Origin of the sequence: Planomicrobium sp. CPCC 101079 (assembly GCF_007859275.1) — a bacterium.
In the GTDB taxonomy this organism is placed as follows: Bacteria; Bacillota; Bacilli; order Bacillales_A; family Planococcaceae; genus Planococcus.
Genome location: NZ_VOHC01000021.1, coordinates 183003 through 200996 on the forward strand (window position 1 = coordinate 183003; position 17994 = coordinate 200996).

18 protein-coding genes and 1 other annotated feature are annotated in these 17994 nt (G+C 44.3%); all 18 genes read right to left on the bottom strand.

Features of this window, described 5'->3' with window-relative positions:
• Positions 1 to 89: 89 nt before the first annotated feature.
• A complete protein-coding gene (gene ileS, locus FQV28_RS08880; protein WP_146495650.1) occupies positions 90 to 2852 on the bottom strand; it encodes an isoleucine--tRNA ligase in 2763 nt (920 codons plus the stop codon).
• Between the two features lie 44 nt (positions 2853 to 2896).
• Positions 2897 to 3112: a binding site (T-box leader), on the bottom strand.
• Positions 3113 to 3183: 71 nt separating this feature from the next.
• Positions 3184 to 3705, bottom strand: a complete 522-nt coding sequence (locus FQV28_RS08885) for a DivIVA domain-containing protein (protein WP_146495652.1) — start codon at positions 3703 to 3705, stop codon at positions 3184 to 3186.
• A 94-nt stretch (positions 3706 to 3799) separates the two neighbouring features.
• On the bottom strand, positions 3800 to 4585 hold the full coding sequence (locus FQV28_RS08890) for a YlmH family RNA-binding protein (protein ID WP_146495654.1): 786 nt from the start codon (positions 4583 to 4585) through the stop codon (positions 3800 to 3802).
• 63 nt (positions 4586 to 4648) lie between these two features.
• The gene (locus FQV28_RS08895) at positions 4649 to 4912 is read right to left on the bottom strand and encodes a YggT family protein (protein WP_146495656.1); all 264 of its coding nucleotides are present in this window, start codon (positions 4910 to 4912) and stop codon (positions 4649 to 4651) included.
• 20 nt (positions 4913 to 4932) lie between these two features.
• The gene (locus FQV28_RS08900; protein ID WP_146495658.1) at positions 4933 to 5406 is read right to left on the bottom strand and encodes a cell division protein SepF; all 474 of its coding nucleotides are present in this window, start codon (positions 5404 to 5406) and stop codon (positions 4933 to 4935) included.
• Positions 5407 to 5408: 2 nt separating this feature from the next.
• Positions 5409 to 6074, bottom strand: a complete 666-nt coding sequence (locus FQV28_RS08905) for a YggS family pyridoxal phosphate-dependent enzyme (protein WP_146495660.1) — start codon at positions 6072 to 6074, stop codon at positions 5409 to 5411.
• Between the two features lie 162 nt (positions 6075 to 6236).
• Positions 6237 to 7415 (bottom strand): cell division protein FtsZ, encoded by a 1179-nt coding sequence (gene ftsZ / locus FQV28_RS08910; protein WP_146495662.1) that lies wholly within the window; start codon positions 7413 to 7415, stop codon positions 6237 to 6239.
• Between the two features lie 54 nt (positions 7416 to 7469).
• Complete coding sequence (gene ftsA / locus FQV28_RS08915; RefSeq protein ID WP_146495664.1) at positions 7470 to 8759, bottom strand: cell division protein FtsA; 1290 nt, start codon at positions 8757 to 8759, stop codon at positions 7470 to 7472.
• A 101-nt stretch (positions 8760 to 8860) separates the two neighbouring features.
• Positions 8861 to 9226 carry a small basic family protein gene (locus FQV28_RS08920; protein ID WP_146495666.1) on the bottom strand — a complete coding sequence of 122 codons (366 nt, stop codon included), beginning with the start codon at positions 9224 to 9226 and terminating at the stop codon, positions 8861 to 8863.
• A 2-nt stretch (positions 9227 to 9228) separates the two neighbouring features.
• Complete coding sequence (locus FQV28_RS08925) at positions 9229 to 9945, bottom strand: DUF881 domain-containing protein (protein ID WP_146495668.1); 717 nt, start codon at positions 9943 to 9945, stop codon at positions 9229 to 9231.
• Positions 9946 to 9961: 16 nt separating this feature from the next.
• Positions 9962 to 10687: a DUF881 domain-containing protein gene (locus FQV28_RS08930; protein WP_146495670.1), complete on the bottom strand. Its 726-nt coding sequence runs from the start codon at positions 10685 to 10687 to the stop codon at positions 9962 to 9964.
• Positions 10665 to 11450: a cell division protein FtsQ/DivIB gene (locus FQV28_RS08935; protein ID WP_146495672.1), complete on the bottom strand. Its 786-nt coding sequence runs from the start codon at positions 11448 to 11450 to the stop codon at positions 10665 to 10667. The genes FQV28_RS08930 and FQV28_RS08935 overlap by 23 nt, the downstream gene beginning before the upstream one ends.
• A gap of 19 nt (positions 11451 to 11469) precedes the next feature.
• Positions 11470 to 12834, bottom strand: coding sequence for a UDP-N-acetylmuramoyl-L-alanine--D-glutamate ligase (murD, locus tag FQV28_RS08940; protein ID WP_146495674.1), 1365 nt, complete (start codon positions 12832 to 12834; stop codon positions 11470 to 11472).
• Positions 12835 to 13803 carry a phospho-N-acetylmuramoyl-pentapeptide-transferase gene (gene mraY, locus FQV28_RS08945; protein WP_146495676.1) on the bottom strand — a complete coding sequence of 323 codons (969 nt, stop codon included), beginning with the start codon at positions 13801 to 13803 and terminating at the stop codon, positions 12835 to 12837. It lies immediately after the preceding gene.
• 48 nt (positions 13804 to 13851) lie between these two features.
• Positions 13852 to 16110 (bottom strand): penicillin-binding protein, encoded by a 2259-nt coding sequence (locus tag FQV28_RS08950; protein WP_146495678.1) that lies wholly within the window; start codon positions 16108 to 16110, stop codon positions 13852 to 13854.
• On the bottom strand, positions 16107 to 16466 hold the full coding sequence (gene ftsL, locus FQV28_RS08955; protein WP_146495680.1) for a cell division protein FtsL: 360 nt from the start codon (positions 16464 to 16466) through the stop codon (positions 16107 to 16109). Before ftsL ends, FQV28_RS08950 begins: the two co-directional genes overlap by 4 nt.
• A gap of 12 nt (positions 16467 to 16478) precedes the next feature.
• Positions 16479 to 17417 carry a 16S rRNA (cytosine(1402)-N(4))-methyltransferase RsmH gene (rsmH, locus tag FQV28_RS08960; RefSeq protein WP_146495682.1) on the bottom strand — a complete coding sequence of 313 codons (939 nt, stop codon included), beginning with the start codon at positions 17415 to 17417 and terminating at the stop codon, positions 16479 to 16481.
• 21 nt (positions 17418 to 17438) lie between these two features.
• Positions 17439 to 17870: a division/cell wall cluster transcriptional repressor MraZ gene (gene mraZ, locus FQV28_RS08965; protein WP_146495684.1), complete on the bottom strand. Its 432-nt coding sequence runs from the start codon at positions 17868 to 17870 to the stop codon at positions 17439 to 17441.
• Positions 17871 to 17994 lie beyond the last annotated feature (124 nt).

Sequence of the window (17994 nt, forward strand, 5' to 3'; positions counted from 1 at the left end):
GGAAAATCAGTTGCCAAAAATGCAGTTCCTTCTTCTAAAGAAAAGAACCCCCGAAGAACTGGGAAACAGTTCTTCGGGGGTTTAAAAAATCAAGCGTATTGAGTTTCAACAACCGATGCACAACGCGGGCAAAGCGTTGGATGCGTTTCGTTTTTGCCTATTTCTTCAGAAATGGTCCAGCAGCGTTCGCATTTTTCGCCTTCTGCCTTTTCGACCACTACAGCAACTTGGCCTAATTGAAGTGCATGTTCAGGAGCCGCTTCTTTGGCTCCGCCGAATTCATACTGCGATACGATAAACAATTGGCCGACATTGCTGTCAACAGACGCCAACAAGTTTTTCGCCTCTTCGCTTCCGTAAACCGTCACTTTCGCTTCAAGCGATTTGCCGATTGTTTTCGCTGCCCGTGCTTCTTCCAAGGCTTTTAGCACATCGTCACGGATTGTCATGAACTGTGTCCATTTGCTTTCAAGATCGGCGAATGCCGGGTTTTCCTGAACTTCAGGGAAGTCTGTCAACTGCACACTGGCTTCGTCCACAAAATCCAAATAGCCCCACATTTCATCAGCTGTATGCGGAATAATCGGTGATGCCAACTTCAACAGCGCCATCAATGAATCGAACATGACCGTCTGCATCGCGCGGCGATGCGGATGATTCGGTGCTTCGATATAGACAACATCTTTCGCTACATCCAAATAGAATGAACTCAAATCGTTTGCGCAGAACCCATTTAAAGCATGGTAGATGGACGAGAATTCGTATGTCTCGTAGCCTTTGCGGACTGTTTCCACCATTTTTTGCAGCTTCATGGCCATGTATTGATCCATTTCGCGCATGTCTTCAAATGCAACGCGATGTTCTTGCTCGTTGAAATCTGCCAAGTTACCATGAAGGAATTTCAGCGTATTGCGGATTTTGCGGTAAACTTCCGATACTTGCTTGAAGTTATCATCCGATACACGCACATCTGCCGTATAATCCACTGATGCTACCCATAGGCGCAAGATATCCGCTCCCATTTGGTTCATCACTTTAGCAGGAACAATGACGTTTCCGAGTGACTTACTCATTTTCCGGCCATTGCCATCAAGCGTAAAGCCGTGGCTCAAGATGCTCTTATAAGGCGCGATGCCGTTGATGGCAACACTTGTTGTAAGAGATGAGTTGAACCAGCCGCGGTATTGGTCAGATCCTTCCAAGTATAAATCAGCTGGATACGATAAATCTTCGCGTTCAACCAAAACGCCTTGATGAGAGGATCCCGAGTCAAACCAAACATCCATGATATCAGTTTCTTTTGTGAAAATGCCGTTCGGGCTGCTCGGGTGCGTAAAGCCTGGCGGCAATAATTCCGCAGCCGTGCGCTCGAACCAGACGTTTGAACCGTGTTCGCGGAACATGTTCGCGATATGTGCAATCGTTTCGTTGGTAATGATGGCATCGCCGTTTTCCGCGTAAAATACCGGAATTGGAACGCCCCAGACGCGCTGGCGGGAAATATTCCAATCGCCGCGGTCGCGCAGCATATTGAACAAACGCGTTTCACCCCATGCAGGAGTAAATGTTGTTTCATTGATCGCTTTTAGGATCTGGTCGCGGAACGCTTCGATAGAAACGAACCATTGAGCCGTCGCACGGTAGATGACCGGTTTCTTCGTCCGCCAGTCATGCGGATACGAGTGTGTGATAAACGTCAAGCTTTCAAGCGCTCCGGCGTTATCCAATGCTTCCGTGATCGACTTGTTCGCTTTATCATAAAACAAGCCTTCGAATCCAGGCGCTTCTTCTGTCATGACGCCGCGTTCATCGACTGGGCATAAAACGTCCAAGCCGTATTTCTTGCCGACCAAAAAGTCGTCTTCCCCGTGCCCTGGTGCCGTATGGACAAATCCAGTGCCCGAATCGGTCGTTACGTGTTCGCCAAGCATCATTAGAGAAGTCCGGTCGTAAAGCGGGTGTTTTGTCAGAATATGCTCAAGTGCTGCACCTTTAATTTCACGGACTACTTCATAATTTGTCCATTGAAGCTCTTTTGCAACTTCTTCCAGTAAAGCTTGGGCTACTACATATAACGACCCGTTTAGCGATACTTCCACATACGGCAAATCTGCATGTGCAGTGATTCCAAGATTGGCTGGAATCGTCCATGGTGTAGTAGTCCAGATGACGATTTTCGTCCCTTCCGCTAAAACGCCTTTTCCATCAGTTACTTGGAACGATACGTAAATTGAAGGAGATTTCTTGTCTTGGTATTCAATTTCCGCTTCCGCTAAAGAAGATTCGCTTGAAGGGGACCAATATACCGGTTTTAGCCCTTTATAGATATAGCCTTTATTGGCCATCGATCCGAACACTTCGATTTGGCGTGCTTCGTATGATGGTTTTAGCGTGACATATGGGTTGTCCCAATCGCCGCGCACTCCAATGCGCTTGAACTGCGTCCGCTGGTTATCGATTTGTTCATAAGCATATTCCGCACACAGTTTACGGAATTCAGCGAGCGACAATTCTTTGCGGTTAACGCCTTTATTCGTCAATGCCTGTTCAATCGGCAAACCGTGCGTATCCCAGCCCGGCACATATGGAGCATGGAAGCCCATCATCGAACGAGAACGGACGATCATGTCTTTCAAAACCTTATTCAAGGCATGTCCCATGTGAAGATCGCCATTGGCGTAAGGCGGTCCATCATGAAGGATAAAATGAGGGCGATCTTTCGTCCGGTCCAAAACTTGACGATAGATGTCCATTTCTTCCCATTTCTTTTGCATCTCCGGTTCCCGGTTCGGCAAATTTCCGCGCATTGGGAAATCTGTTTTTGGCATTAATAACGTATCCTTATAATCCATTTCAATTCCTCCTGTAGGCATAATAAAAAGCTCCCCATCCCTGGTAAAGGGACGAGGAGCTTAAACTCGCGGTACCACCCTTGTTGCAGCTAGACCGCTGCCACTCGATCACCGTAACGTGGTGTAGACGGGATTGGATACTCGGGTTCCCCAATCCAGCTCGAGAGTGATTTTCCTTTAACGATTCTTCACCAGGCTCCCACTATCCCTGGATCGCTTTGTCGCATCAATTAAAGTACTGTCTCTGTCCATGCTTTTATTATCGATAGCTCAGGCTTTCGCCTTCACTGCCTTGAATATTAAATAATTATAGAAGTTGAATCCCTTTGCGTCAAGAACGGGAGTCGCTTTTCTCATCTTCCAGCTTGTCTAGGTTCGTTGTATCCACATCATATTCCATCAATGTATCCCAATCGTCTGTGTCGATCAAATCCAATTGCGCTTCAACAATCATCTTGAATCGGTTGCGGAATACTTTGGATTGCTTTTTCAACTCTTCGATTTCCATCGCGATGCGGCGAGCTTTTGTCAATGATTCGTTGACAATGCGGTCTGCATTCTTTTCTGCTTCACGCACAATAAGTTTCGCTTCTTTTTGCGCATTGCGGCGCACTTCTTCTGCCGCTTCCTGTGCCACGAGAATCGACTTTTGAAGCGTCGTTTCAATCGTAGTGAAATGGCCGACCCGTTCATCAGTCTGTTTTAAACGTTCTTCAAGTTCCCGTTTCTCTTTCAGCAGCAACTCATAATCTTTAATGATTTGATCGAGGAATTCGTTTACCTCATCTTCTTGGTAACCGCGAAAACCTCGCCCAAATTCCTTGTTATGTATATCCAGCGGGGATAATGGCATTACGTGCACCTCTCCTTAACTTATCGTCGTTTCTATACATTATACAGTTCAATAGAACAAATTTCAGTATTATTTTGTATTTTTTCAAAGTCGCCTACTTGTTCATGTCCAAACGCCCAATTTGCAGCCGGATTTTATCTTTTTTCGTCCGTCCCTCAATCATGCCAACTTTGATCCGGCCAAACCCTCTTGAGGAAATCAAATCGGATTCGTGCAATTCAAATGATGGATGCTCTTGGGCTGTCCAGTTGACACGCACTCTTCCGGAATGGATTAAAGACACCGCTTTTTGACGGGAAATGTTGTATACCGAACTGATGACCGTATCCAAACGCATCGAACTGACTGTAAACGTCTCTTCTGTCCATTCATCGACTGCCGTCAAAAAATTGGCCGGATCCTCGACCGCGTTCAGCTGGACTTTCACTTTCGCCGCCGAGACAAAATTCGTCTGCAAATAGGTGCTTACTTCTTCCGCTGCCGCGAACTGGATACGCTCTCCTTCGATCCGGATATCACCAAATTTCCCGCGTCCAAGGCCGATGGACATCAATGAGCCTAAAATGTCTGGATGTTTAAGCGTAACAAAGCGCACCGGATACTTCAGCTCGAACATCGTAACCTGAAAATCTTCCGGCTGCGGGTCATAATAAGAGGGATACAGTAAAACCCGTTGGCGCTCAGCCCCTTCAAACATTCCAGAAGCAGCCATTTGGATATCGCTCGACCCAATAACCGCTTGAACGATAAAACGTTCGCGCGGATCAAGAAAATCGGTCAATTTCGGGGCATAGCGGTCTTCCACATCAATGATCCATCCGGAAACCTGTTCAATAAACTGCTGTTCGTCTTTTCTAAAATGTTGCAGCAAAGATTCCAACATGCCTGCCTCCTTTAGGTTGAAATAGCTCTCAAGAAAAAAACCTCACGCATAGTGAGGTTATCATAAGAAAGAAGTAAACAAAACCACTAAGCCCCGGCTTGCAAGGTTCAGAGCAAAAATAGCGATTATTGGCGAAAAATCAATCATGCCAAGTGGAGGAATGATTTTCCTGAAAATATCCAAATAAGGATCTGTTACTTTTGCAAGCATTTGACCAATGCTAGACTCTCTTGCATTAGGCAGCCAGCTCATTAAAATGCTGGCAATTAGCAGATATGAATAAATATTAATAGCTGTTAGTAGAATTCCCAATATCTCTGCCATTTACTCTCATTCCACCTCTTTTATTGTTGATCATCATAGTAAAAATCGGAAATGGCGCCGTCCACTTCTACAGTGTCAGGTACGCAAAGGAAGATGTCGGTTCCAATGCGCTGAATATCTCCGCCAAGTGCATAGACCGTTCCGCTCAAAAAATCAATGATGCGAAGGCCTTGGTCTTTCTCGATTCTTTGAAGATTGACAACGACCGCGCGCTTGCTTTTCAAATGTTCTGCAATATCCTGTGCTTCAGCGTAAACTCTTGGTTCGACAAGGTTAACTTTTGAAGACTTCATCGCACTTTGCAGGCTTACTATGTTTGAAATAGGCGCATCAACCGCTTTTTCACGGCGCTCTTTCGGCGTTTCTCGCATCTTTTGCACCGATGCCGGTTTTTCATAGCGCGGAGTTTGTTGAGGTTGTGGCTGTTGCTGCGGTTGTTCATCTTCGTACTCTTCTAAATAAAAGAAGTTTTTAAACTTGTTTTTAATGCTCATCTTTATGCCTCACTTTCCGTTCCCACTAATGCGGTTCCTATTCGGACAAAAGTTGCTCCTTCTTGGGCTGCAATCAAATAATCATTAGACATGCCCATTGAACATTCCGTACACGGCGCATGTTGCCAATTTTTAGCTTCAACTTCCATTTGGAGAGCTTTCAACCCTTTAAATACCTGCCGAATGGTATTTTCATCAGTTGTATTAGGAGCCATTGTCATCAAACCAACAATGCGTATCTTATCGAAATCTTCTAAGGATTTGATGAATTGCAGCGTTTCTTCCGGGGCAAGTCCGCTTTTCGACTCTTCTTGAGAAATATTTACTTGCACAAAGCAGTCAACTTGATGATTTGCCCGCTTTTGTATTTCCTTTGCCAAACTCATCCGGTCCAGCGAATGCAAAAAATCGATTTGGTTAATGACCTCTTTGACTTTTCGAGTTTGCAGCGTCCCGATAAAATGCCAACTGACCTCATCTGTAATGGCTGCACGCTTAGCCGCCAATCCTTCGGGCCGGTTTTCACCCAAATGCCGGATGCCTGCACGAATTGCTTCTCTAGTCCGCTCAATTCCTACTTGCTTGGTAACTGCAATGATCTGGACATTTTTTTGTATGGTTTTAATATCATTAGTCATCTGTTCAAAAACAGGTTTTATCGGTTTCATAAATTCACAACTTTTCTTTGCATGTTCAACTTATTGTATCAAGGAAAGCCTAATATATCAATTATCCCTTTCAGTTCAAGCACTAGTCTCGCTCAAAAAGCAACGATTTTTTGAACAAGGAAAGATTTTAAAAAAACAGCTGCCTTTTGGCAGCTGTTTGGATTAACGTCTTCTTTGGCGATTGCGCAAGAAAGTCGGGATATCTAAAGCATCATCCTGTTGTTTTTCTTGGCGTACCGGTTCTTGTTGATAAGAAGGGACTTGCTCTTCACGGCGTTGCTCCTCGCGGCGTGATTCGCGATAAGATGGTGGAGGCGTCTGCTGTTGGATCGATTGTACCCGGCTGGAGTTCAAGCCAGATCCTCTCGGTGTTCTCGGCTGTAGTTGCTCTTCGTTAAAGCCTGTTGCGATAACTGTTACAACAATTTCATCTTTTAAATTGTCATTGATAACAGAACCGAAAATCATGTTTACTTCTTCATCAGAAGCTGAAGCAACAATATCAGCTGCTTCTTGCACTTCGTAAAGGCTCAAATTAGAGCCACCTGTAATATTCATCAATACGCCTTTAGCTCCATCAACGGAAACTTCAAGCAATGGGCTCGATACCGCTTTCTTAGCTGCTTCTGAGGCACGGTTTTCACCTGAAGAAACCCCGATTCCCATCAAAGCAGAGCCTTTGTTCGACATGATCGTTTTCACGTCGGCAAAGTCCAAGTTGATCAATCCAGGAACTGCGATCAAATCAGAGATACCCTGTACACCTTGGCGCAGAACATTATCCGCTTCACGGAAAGCTTCCAGCATTGGAGTGCTCTTGTCAACGATTTCAAGCAAACGGTCATTCGGGATGACGATTAATGTGTCAACCGATTCTTTCATTGTTCCAATCCCGCCGATTGCTTGGGTTGAACGCTTACGGCCTTCAAACGTGAACGGGCGAGTTACTACCCCAACTGTCAAGGCTCCCAGCTCTTTTGCGATTCCAGCGATGACTGGCGCTGCACCAGTACCAGTGCCGCCGCCCATACCGGCAGTAACAAATACCATATCTGCTCCGCGCAAGGCTTCTTCGATTTGTTCTTTGCTTTCTTCCGCTGCTTTTTTGCCGACTTCAGGGTTTGCCCCTGCGCCTAAGCCGCGCGTTAATTTTCCGCCAATCTGTAAGCGGACTTCTGCTTTAGATAAATTCAAAGCTTGTGCATCGGTGTTTACCGCGATAAACTCAACGCCTTGGACACCATGTTCAATCATACGGTTTACCGCATTGTTTCCGCCACCGCCAACGCCAATTACTTTTATTACTGCCAACGAATCAATTGAAGTATCAAATTCCAACATTCTTTTTCCTCCTAAAATTGCATAGCTTTTGATAAGCCCGATGCAACGTTCATTTTATTCAAAGAATCTATCAAACATTTTCTTGGCTTTTGTAACGACACCTTCACCGTTTTGCTTTGGTTGTTTCGGCTGTTTTTGCACTTTTTGCGGTTGTGGTTCTTGTTCAATTTTCACCGATTCGGATAATGCCACTCCGCTTCCGATGCGCCCGTAAAATACGTCTTCCATATAAGCGTATTGAATAAGGCCGACAGCAGTAGTATATTGTGGTTCCCGTACACCGATAAATTCCGGCGTAAACAAGCGGACGCGGGTTTGCAAAATATTTCTTGCAAGTTCTGGCAGTCCTTCTAGCTTGGCCATGCCTCCAGTCAATACGACCCCTCCTGGAAGGTCCTGAACGCCAAGACGGTAAAGCTCATCTAAAATCAATTCGAAAAGTTCTTCCAGGCGAACTCCGATTATTTCAGATATGTATTTTTGGCTGTATTGTTCTCTTGTATCTGATCCAATGACAGGTACTTCAAACAACTCGTCCTCAGAAGCGTTATCATAAAAAGCATGCCCATATTCGACTTTAATTCTTTCTGCTTGATCTGTGGGTGTTTTCAAAACGATAGATAAATCTTTTGTAACATGGTCGCCGCCAACCGGAATAACTGACGATGCGGACAAGTGACCATTTTGGAAAATGGCAATGGACGTGGAGCCACCGCCAATATCGATGCAGGCTGTGCCATGGTTTTTTTCGTCTTCTGTCAACGCATAGTAACCAGCAGCCAATGGCTGTACATAGATATCACGAATTTGAAGACCAGCCTTTTCTACACATCTTAAAACATTGTGCAACATTGTTTTTGATGTCGTCACCATTGTACCATCCATTTCAAGGCGAATCCCAATCATACCCCGCGGATCTTTAATTTCATCCAGATGGTCTACAATATATTGCTCTGGAATAACATTCACCAATTCCCGTTCTGGTGGAATCGACATGACTTGGGCCGATTCTAGCACGCGGTCCAAATCTTCATCCGTTATTTCACGGTTCTCGCTATTAACTGCTACGACGCCTTTAACGGGATGAAGGGCCACTTTGCTGGCTGGAATTCCTAGAACAACTTCCTGTATCGATCTTCCAATCATTCGTTCTGCTTGGTCGACAGCTTTTTTTATGGATTGCACTGTCGCATCTATATCAACAATCGCACCTTTTTTGATTCCATTGGATTTTACATTTCCAACGCCGATGACATGCAACGACTTATTGGCCATTTCCCCGATTAAAACTTTAACCGATGACGACCCGATATCCAAACTTACATACAACTCTGATTGACTCAATTCGTAGCACCTCCTTATTAAACTGCAATTACTTACATTCTATTGTAAATTTTACACCTTGTCTAAGTATAATAGTGTAAGTTTATAAATTTTCCTTCAATTTATCCAAGTGATTCTCGAGCTTCTTTTTTATTGGTCCATTTTGCCAGTAAAAGCCGGCGAATAACGGCAATATTTTGAAATAGCCGAACACCAAAGGCAAAAATTGCCGCCAAATACAGATCGACGCCTAAATGGACTCCAAGAAAAGCAAGACCCGCGGCTAGCACTATATTAAAGAAAAATCCTGAAACAAACACTTTATCATCGTACATATGCTGCAAATGCGCCCTGATTCCTCCAAACAAAGTATCTAAAGAGGCAAGAACAGCAATGGATAAATAATCGGCATATTCCGGCGGGATTTGCATATCCGTCAAAAGCCCGAGCGAAATACCCAATAATAAGCCCAATACCGACAACCACATCGTTATTCCTCCTCTGCGTCTTTCAAATACTGGCTGCTGATTTTGCCATCGTATGCTTCAACCGTCAAATCGGCTTTTGGTTCTGAAACTGTGACAGCCAAGTCATCAATATAAAAATCATCCAGCAGCGGAGAAGATAACAAGTAATTAGACAGCTTTTCTGCATCTTCCATAGAACCTGCAACGATTTTGACTGCAAAAGGCGGCGTTTGAACTGGTTGTGTATTGACAGTAGTTTGGCCGTTGATATCACGTATCGCTGACGTATTGACGAGCCGGTTCCCGTCAATCGATACTACCAGATTATTGAACGAGTTGATCGAGTTGACAAACCGAATCAATAAGTCCGGTGATACGCCTTCAATATTTTGCCCCATTGCCACAGCTTCAGGAGAAGGTTCAATGGCAACTTCGATTCCCGGCCCAGTTATTTCCGTCAGTCCAGCCAATTTTCTCAGCTCATCAACTGTCTCTTTCAAAGCCTGTTCCGGACTTTCTTTAGATGCAGCTTCGTATTTGTCCAGCGTACTATCCATCTGGCCAATTTCCGATAATAACTCAGAGTGGCGCTGCTTTTCAACAGAAAGTTCCTGCCTAATTTCCCAGACGTCCCGCGTATCCCGGGAATCGGGTTCATTGACGGTATTATATTGGACTGCTATCATCATACCGATAATAAATAAGATGATTGAAAATCGGGAAAAGATTTTCTTTCTCATGCAACTCCTCCCTCAATTACGTTTCTGTCAAGAATGCCGGCATGGAAATGACCTGCCCTTCATCCAAAGTGACCACTACATTGTCATTGACCAATTGATCCATGACGCCGCCTGACAATTTGATGGACGAAGCCAAGACGTCCGGCTTTCCAATAGCTGCAATTGTAAACGGAGCCGGATGCTGCACTCCATCCACGGCAATGACAGGACCCGTACAGACAATATGCGAATTAGCGTGTATGCGTTGTCCGTTTATTGAAATAGCTTCCGCCCCAGAAATATATAGTTCATTTATAACTTGGAAAACATGGCTTTCATGGACAATATAATCATTTGGATTAACTGAATCCGAATTATATTCACCATCTTGCAAGGTGACAGTCAAGCCGCTGCCCTCGACTGGCAGCAAGCCAAGAACACGCCGAAGCTCTTCAGCTTCTTCGGCATAATCAGTATTGCGGCTCTCCCCTTCCGAGAAGGATTGCTCAAATTCCTGGATTGCCGCTTGTTTTTCTTCTAGTTCTTCGCGCAGTGATTTGTTGCGCTCCTGCTGTTCGATCAATTCTTTTCGATATTGTTCTTCTTGTTCAAAATAAGCCCCGCCGGTAAACTCACTCGATCTTTCTTGTGATTTAGACAGGCTATACGAATAAGAAAACATAAAGCCGAGGACTAAAAATACGAGTGAAAAGATGATGGACTTACTGAACTTGGAACGGTTATTCCGGTGTAGGTTCTTCATCTTCGACCCCTTCCTTCGGAGGACCGTATACGTCATCATAGGAACGGAAGAAGATTCCCACTTCCATGTCAATCACGCCTTTTTGCGTTTCCTTGAGCTGTGCAATTACCGATGGGTAGTAATTTAACTTTTCGGCAAGCGTGCTCAAGATGGTGCGGACTTCATTGCCGTCATTCATGTACAACGTAACATAGGAGGTTTCTGGTTCTTCAGAAGCCAGTATGACTTGCGAGATCAAGTTGAAAACCTCACTATCGGTCTCAGCTAATTGGGAAACTAATTTTGTCCGGGCTTCATCGTTTTCAAAATTTGTAAAAATTGGACCGTCAATAGTCGGAACCGGTTTTTCCACTGCAAAGCCATTTGACAAGACCATTTGAAAACCGTTTTCCCGCTCCAGATATCCGACCTTTTCATATTCAACGATATTGATATCTACGCCAGTCAGCCACTTTTTCTCTACCGTCGCATTCTCGACCCATTCCAAATCGTTCAAGCGTTTTTCAACCGTCGACTCTTTAAAAGACCACATCGATTGGCCGACCGCCAATCCACTGGCTTCCACGTAACTTTCTTTTTCGTAAACAGCAGCGCCAGCAACTGCAATATCCTGTATTTCACTGTATTTCGACTGGCTGTAATAGAGAATAGCAAGAAAAACGAGAAAAATAACAAGCAGAGCCACGAACTTGCGATTGGTTCTTTTTTTCCGCCGCTCACGAAGCGTCGGGATGCGTTCTTCGATATCAATCACTTTGTCCATAATTGCTGCTCCTTATCTATTATTCGTTCGCTTCTGTCAACTTTTTCACTGCATCGATAAAAGCATCGCCCCGGATTTCAAAGCTGTCGTATTGATCCCAGCTTGCACATGCGGGGGAAAGCAAAATAGTATCTCCGCTTGCTGAATGGCGAATCGCTTTTTCAACAGCATCATGCATAATGCCAGCCTTTTCAACTTTCGGCACTCCGCAATCTTCAGCAAATGCTGCAAAGCGGTCTGCCGTTTCCCCGAACGTAATCAATACTTTCACACGGTCCATGTACGGACGCAATTCTTCAAGTGAGTGGTTGCGCTCCAATCCGCCAGCCAGCAACACGATTTCGCCTGGGAAAGCTTCAAGAGCACTTTTTGTCGCCAGTGCGTTTGTTGCCTTCGAATCATTGTAAAACTTGCGCCCTTTCCAATTAACGATAAATTGCGACCTGTGTTTCACCCCGGTAAAGGACGTCAATACACGGTGAATGGTTTCTTTTGTGCCGCCCCATAAAAGAGCAGCGGCAGTCGCAGCCAGTATATTTTCTAAATTATGCTGGCCGCCCAGCATAATTTTTGATCGCTCAATCAGTTTTTCTCCTTGCCAATAAACAAATTTGTCGTCAGCGCTGATGCTGTGTTCTGTTCTGCCTTTTAATGTAAATGGCACGCCTTGCGCTTGGCAAGTAGCGGCATGAGCCGCTAGCACAGGCTGATCAGCATTGTAAATGAAATAATCTTCCGCTGTTTGATTTTGCGTAATTTTCATTTTAGAAGCTTTGTAATCTTCAATTGTGCCGTGATAATCAAGGTGAGCCTCATATAAATTGGTAATGATAGCAATGCGCGGACGGAAAGTTGAGGTCCCTTTCAGCTGGAAAGAAGACAATTCCGTCACTATGACGTGTGCTGGAGTTGCTTTTTCAGCGACTCCGCTTGCCACAGTTCCAATATTTCCGGCAATCAGCGGTTTTTTGCTATCTTGGTTCAACATATGGAAAAGCAAAGTTGTTGTTGTCGTTTTGCCATTTGATCCAGTTATGCCGATAAACGGCGCTTCACTGATCAAATAGGCCAGTTCGATTTCTGTCCATACCGGTATTTCTTTTTCCAGCGCCGATCGGATTAAGATGTTTGTGTAGGGAATCCCTGGGTTTTTCACGACAATTTCAAAACCTTCTTCAAGAAGCCCTTCAGGATGCCTGCCGCAAATGACAGTTACGCCCATATTCAATAATTCTTGGGCTTCCGGGTTTTCTTCAAATGGCTTTGAATCATTGACTGTGACAAATGCCCCTAATTTATGAAGCAGGCGCGCAGCTGTAAAGCCGCTTTTTGCAAGACCAAGAACCAATACTTTCTTTTGATATACTTCTTTTAATTCTTTCATTTACACTACCTCCAACGAAACGACGATAACTGCAGCTACAAGGCCAACTAACCAAAAGACAGTAACGACTTTCCATTCTGACCAACCGCTTAATTCAAAATGATGGTGAATTGGGCTCATCTTGAAAATACGTTTTTTTCTTAATTTGAAACTGCCCACTTGCAGAATAACGGATAATGTCTCAAGGACAAAAACCAATCCGATGATCAACAGCAAAAATTCTTGCTTCAGCAAAATGGAAACGACAGCCAGTGCACCGCCTAACGCAAGTGATCCCGTATCCCCCATAAAGACTTTTGCAGGGTATTTATTGAAAACCAAAAATCCTATTAGCGCTCCAGCTACAGTAAAAGTGAAAAGAGCGATTCCCATTTTATCTTGGAAAATGGCTAAAACGCCAAATGCCGCAAATGCGATGGAAGCTGTACCAGCTACTAAACCATCGAGGCCATCCGTCAAGTTGACCGCATTTGAAAAGCCGACTAGCCAAAAAATGAGGAATAACACATATAATCCAGACAATTCGATTGAAACCGAAGTAAAGGGAATTGTTAAAGCCGTGTCAAAATCAATGTTGTTTAGCAAGAAAAACGATACAACGGCTATAACAATTTGCGCGGCCAATTTTTGAATGGATGTCAATCCCAAGTTGCGTTTTAATACAACTTTGATAAAGTCATCTAAAAATCCGATCAAGCCGAAGCCAAACAGGACCAACAGTAAAATCATAATTTCCGATGTCAATAAATCTGTGATGAGTGCCACAATCAATGTAGTGGCGATAATCGCAATCAAGAACACAAGGCCGCCCATTGTCGGGGTACCCGTTTTTTTCATATGGGATTGCGGCCCTTCTTCTCTTATGCTTTGCCCGAATTTCATCCTTTTGAGCAAAGGAATGAAAAGCGGCATTAAAATGACAGTTAAAACTAAGGCAAAACCAAAACCAAGCAACATATCAGCGTTCATTTGAGAGCTCCTTTTAACACGGTATCAACCAGATGTGTATTTTATTATTTATTCTTCTATTGTTTCTTCTGCTATTTCTTCTGTATTTGCTTCGCCTTCGGAATCAGCGGCTTCTGGAATTCCTTCTGGCCCATCGGCCATTTTCACTTTGTAAGAATCTTCAGGTGTTTGCAATTGGATGACAACTGGATCCTCCGGTGAAACTTTAGCGCCTTTTGATAAGCTTTGGCTTACCGCAAATCCTTGCCCCGCAATTTCAATCGACAAGCCGCTAAGCGACTGGTAGGCAAGCAATTCACGTTTGGACCAACCGGTGAAGTCCGGCAATACAGCTGTTCCACCCGTTTTCAGGATGACTGTCCCGTTTTCCAGCACCGATTCTCCTGCAGACGGGTATTGTGCTTCAACTTCAGAAGCTGATCCAGTTAGTACGACTTTAAGACCTTTGTCCGCCAATTCTTTCGCAACTTCTTTCGAAGGACGCCCGCTATAATCTTCCAATGCCACCGACGTCGCTGTCTTCACATCTTCTGGCTCTATGTTCAAATGCTTCAACCCATTTTCCATAACAGAAGTGAAGATTTTTGAAACAGGTACAGAACCATATTCATTCGCCGGCAAATTCGGCTGTTGAACACCGATATAAATAAGCAGTTCAGGATCTTCCGCTGGCGCCATGCCGAGGAAAGAGAAAAGATAATTGTTTCGGCCAGTCATATAGCGGCCATCCGCCCCTGGAATTTGGGCAGTTCCGGTTTTACCGGCAATGGTATAATCCTGCAGCGCAAAGCCTGCAGCTGATCCATGTTCTGAAGTAACCGTTGATGCGAGTATTTCACGGACTTCTTTTGCCGTTTCTGCAGAAATCGGCTGCCCGGCTTCTGCTGGCTCGCCTTTCACTGTTACTTCCCCTGTATCCGGATTTTTTATTTGATTGATAATATACGGTTTCATCATGACGCCATCATTGGCGATGGCGGATGCAGCCTGAATCAATTGAATCGGAGTGACAGTCGATCCTTGACCGTACGTTAGAGTGAGCACGTTGCTCGCATACTCGTCGAGGATTTTCCCTGATGCCTCGTGAGGCAAGTCAATCCCTGTTTTTTCGCCAAAGCCGAAGGCATCTATATATTTCAAGAAATTTTCTTTTCCGATGCGTTCCAATAAATAAGCCATGGACACGTTTGAAGAGCGCTGGATTCCTTCCAAGAAGGTAATTGTCCCCCACCCTTCCCCATAATTGTGATCCCCAATCACATCAGGGCCCAGTGTATATGTGCCCGATTTGTATGTAGCCTCCGGATCCCATTTCCCTTCCTCTATCGCCGAAGCCACTGTGAACATTTTCATCGGAGAACCTGGTTCGATCGTCAGCTCGATGCTTTCGTTCAACCAGTTGTCGGACAAACCTTCACGGGTATTCGGGTTGAAAGTCGGCCGTTGGGACATAGCCAGGATTTCACCGGTTTTCGGATCTGCAATAACTGCAATCATTCTTGTTGGTTCATATTCTTTTTGCACAGTCGACATGGCATCTTCAAGGAAATTCTCCAATGTCTTATCAAGGGTCAACTGTACGTCTGATCCATCGACTGCCGGTGTTACTGCAGATTCGCTATTAGGAAGCAAATAACCCCACTTATCGGTATCAAACTCCATTTTTCCGTTCTTCCCAGTTAACACCTCATCATAGATCGCTTCAAGACCCATTTTTCCTTTTGTAACCATTTGCCCATCGTCAAGCTCTTCTTTCATAGCAAAGCCGATCAAATGAGAAGCAAACGCACCATTCGGATAAAGTCGCTTTAAATCTTTGACAAACAAAATACCTGGGAGCTCTTCTTCTTCCATTTCTTTCATTTTGGTATGGCTAATTTCCCGCCCTGCAGACCCAAATTCAACTTGATACAAGTCTTTTTCTACGCCGTTTTTCAATATCGCCAAAATGGTTTCGCGCTCAGTGCCTAAATGCTCCGACAGCACATCAGCCGTTTTTTCAATATCTACGACATGCCGTGGATCGCTTGCTTTCTGTGTCGCCGATTCGTCCAACACGGCGACCAAACGATAAGTCAATGTATCTTCCGCAATGACTTCCCCGTTCCGGTCAAGAATCTTCCCGCGTTCAGCTTTCAGCACTTGTTCTTGGCTGTATTTCGCTGCCGCCTTAGCTGCCAATTCCTGGCCTTCCACTTGTCCCGTTGCCTGAATAGTTACAATTCTGGCGAATAAAAGGAAAAAGAGCCCTGCAAATAACAAAAATAGCAGAAAGGCTCCCCATTGAAATCGAAACTTTTTTTTCATTGTCCTGGCACTACCTTTACATTTTGCTCATTTGATTTTAGGCCCCGCTCTTTAGCTATACCCATAATGCGCTCATATGTAGAGTTTTCTTTCACTTGTACAGACAAATCTGTGTTTTGTTTCGTTATTTCGTCAACTGATTGTTCGATTGTTTGAATTTCTTGCGTAGATGATTGAATGGCGGATTGGTTTTGAAGAACCAACAACGCACACAGGACAACTGCCGCCAGAAATGAAAAATACAATATTTTCTCGCCTTTTGTGATGGAACTCTTTTTTCGTACCGGTTGCCGATCCGGGCTTTGAGGAACGGCCGGCTGTTGTATGTAGGTTTCTTTGATAGCATTCAACGCCATTTGAACACGTCCTTACTCTCTTATTTTTTCTGCAATTCGTAGTTTTGCCGATCGCGATCGGTTGTTTTGCGCCAGTTCTTCTTCAGAAGGAAGTATGGGTTTTCTTGTGATTAACTTTAAAAGCGGTTCCATTCCTGCTGGAATCATCGGCATATTGGGTGGCAAATCAGGCAGCGATGACGCTTCCTTGAAAATCGTCTTGCAAAGCCTATCTTCAAGTGAGTGAAACGTAATTACGCTAATTCTTCCGCCTACCGCTAACAAATCAAGGGCATTTTGCAATGAAGTTTCAGCTGCTCCCAGCTCATCGTTTACTGCAATGCGGATTGCTTGGAATACCCGTTTTGCCGGATGTCCGCCTGTCCGTCTTGCAAAAGCAGGAATTCCGTCTTTAATGCAGTCAACCAATTGTCCGGTTGTTTCAATCGGCTGCTTTTCTCTTGCCGCTTCTATTTTTCGTGCAATCTGTTTTGAAAACTTCTCTTCGCCATAACGGTAAAATATTCTCACTAGGTCTTCATACGGCCAATCATTAACAACATGATAAGCGCTCAATTCAGCTGACTGATCCATTCGCATATCAAGAGGGGCATCATTGTGGTAACTGAATCCTCTTTCTGGAGTGTCGAGTTGGGGAGAAGAAACGCCGAGGTCATACAATATGCCGTCCACTTTCTCTACACCCCGCATGGCAAGCTCTTCTTTAATGAATTTAAAGTTCGCGTGAATAAACGTGATCCTATGTAAGTAGTTTTGCAGTCTCTCTTTTGCATGTGTAATCGCTGTTGTGTCTTGGTCAAAACAATAAAGATGACCTTCGTCTGAAAGTTGCTGTACCAAATATTCACTGTGCCCTGCTCCGCCAAGCGTGCAATCCACATAAATACCGTTAGGGCGAATGTTCAGTCCATCAACAGTTTCTTTGAGTAAAACCGTAGTGTGGTCGAACAATCCAATCCCTCCGTTCAATTGTTAAAAATCAAAATCCACCAAATTCTCTGCAATGTCATTGAAAGAATCCTCAGATTCAGCGAAATAGTCTTCCCAAGATTCTTTTGCCCATATTTCAAAACGATTGGACACTCCTAGGACGACACACTCTTTTGTAAGTTGCGCATATGAAAGCAATGTTGAAGGAATATTGACGCGCCCTTGTTTATCGAGCTCCACTTCCGTAGCTCCCGAGAAAAAGAATCGTGTAAAAGCACGTGCGTCTTTCTTAGTGACCGGCAGCTCTCGCAGCTTTTCTTCGATCTTCTTCCATTCATCCATTGTGTAGCCAAATAAGCATTGATCAAGGCCTCGGGTAATGACAAAATTTTCTCCGAGCTGTTCACGGAACTTAGCCGGTATAATCAATCGACCTTTTGCATCAACGCTATGTTGATATTCGCCCATGAACATTCCCTTCACCCCACTTAATGTAATTAATGTACCACAATCCCCCACTTCTCACCACTTGTTTTTGAAATATTTCATGAATGTTACATAATTTCATCTCATTATGTCTTCTTGAGACAAAAAAAAG

Bases quoted from the DNA above. Each gene is read 5' to 3' on its own strand.
- mraY (WP_146495676.1), bottom strand. From the start codon at position 13,803: ATGAACGCTGATATGTTGCTTGGTTTTGGTTTTGCCTTAGTTTTAACT.
- FQV28_RS08935 (WP_146495672.1), bottom strand. From the start codon at position 11,450: ATGGACAAAGTGATTGATATCGAAGAACGCATCCCGACGCTTCGTGAG.
- FQV28_RS08900 (WP_146495658.1), bottom strand. From the start codon at position 5,406: ATGAGCATTAAAAACAAGTTTAAAAACTTCTTTTATTTAGAAGAGTAC.
- mraZ (WP_146495684.1), bottom strand. From the start codon at position 17,870: ATGTTCATGGGCGAATATCAACATAGCGTTGATGCAAAAGGTCGATTG.
- murD (WP_146495674.1), bottom strand. From the start codon at position 12,834: ATGAAAGAATTAAAAGAAGTATATCAAAAGAAAGTATTGGTTCTTGGT.
- FQV28_RS08930 (WP_146495670.1), bottom strand. From the start codon at position 10,687: ATGAAGAACCTACACCGGAATAACCGTTCCAAGTTCAGTAAGTCCATC.
- FQV28_RS08905 (WP_146495660.1), bottom strand. From the start codon at position 6,074: ATGAAACCGATAAAACCTGTTTTTGAACAGATGACTAATGATATTAAA.
- ftsL (WP_146495680.1), bottom strand. From the start codon at position 16,466: ATGGCGTTGAATGCTATCAAAGAAACCTACATACAACAGCCGGCCGTT.
- FQV28_RS08950 (WP_146495678.1), bottom strand. From the start codon at position 16,110: ATGAAAAAAAAGTTTCGATTTCAATGGGGAGCCTTTCTGCTATTTTTG.
- FQV28_RS08885 (WP_146495652.1), bottom strand. From the start codon at position 3,705: ATGCCATTATCCCCGCTGGATATACATAACAAGGAATTTGGGCGAGGT.
- FQV28_RS08895 (WP_146495656.1), bottom strand. From the start codon at position 4,912: ATGGCAGAGATATTGGGAATTCTACTAACAGCTATTAATATTTATTCA.
- FQV28_RS08925 (WP_146495668.1), bottom strand. From the start codon at position 9,945: ATGAGAAAGAAAATCTTTTCCCGATTTTCAATCATCTTATTTATTATC.
- ileS (WP_146495650.1), bottom strand. From the start codon at position 2,852: ATGGATTATAAGGATACGTTATTAATGCCAAAAACAGATTTCCCAATG.
- ftsZ (WP_146495662.1), bottom strand. From the start codon at position 7,415: ATGTTGGAATTTGATACTTCAATTGATTCGTTGGCAGTAATAAAAGTA.
- FQV28_RS08920 (WP_146495666.1), bottom strand. From the start codon at position 9,226: ATGTGGTTGTCGGTATTGGGCTTATTATTGGGTATTTCGCTCGGGCTT.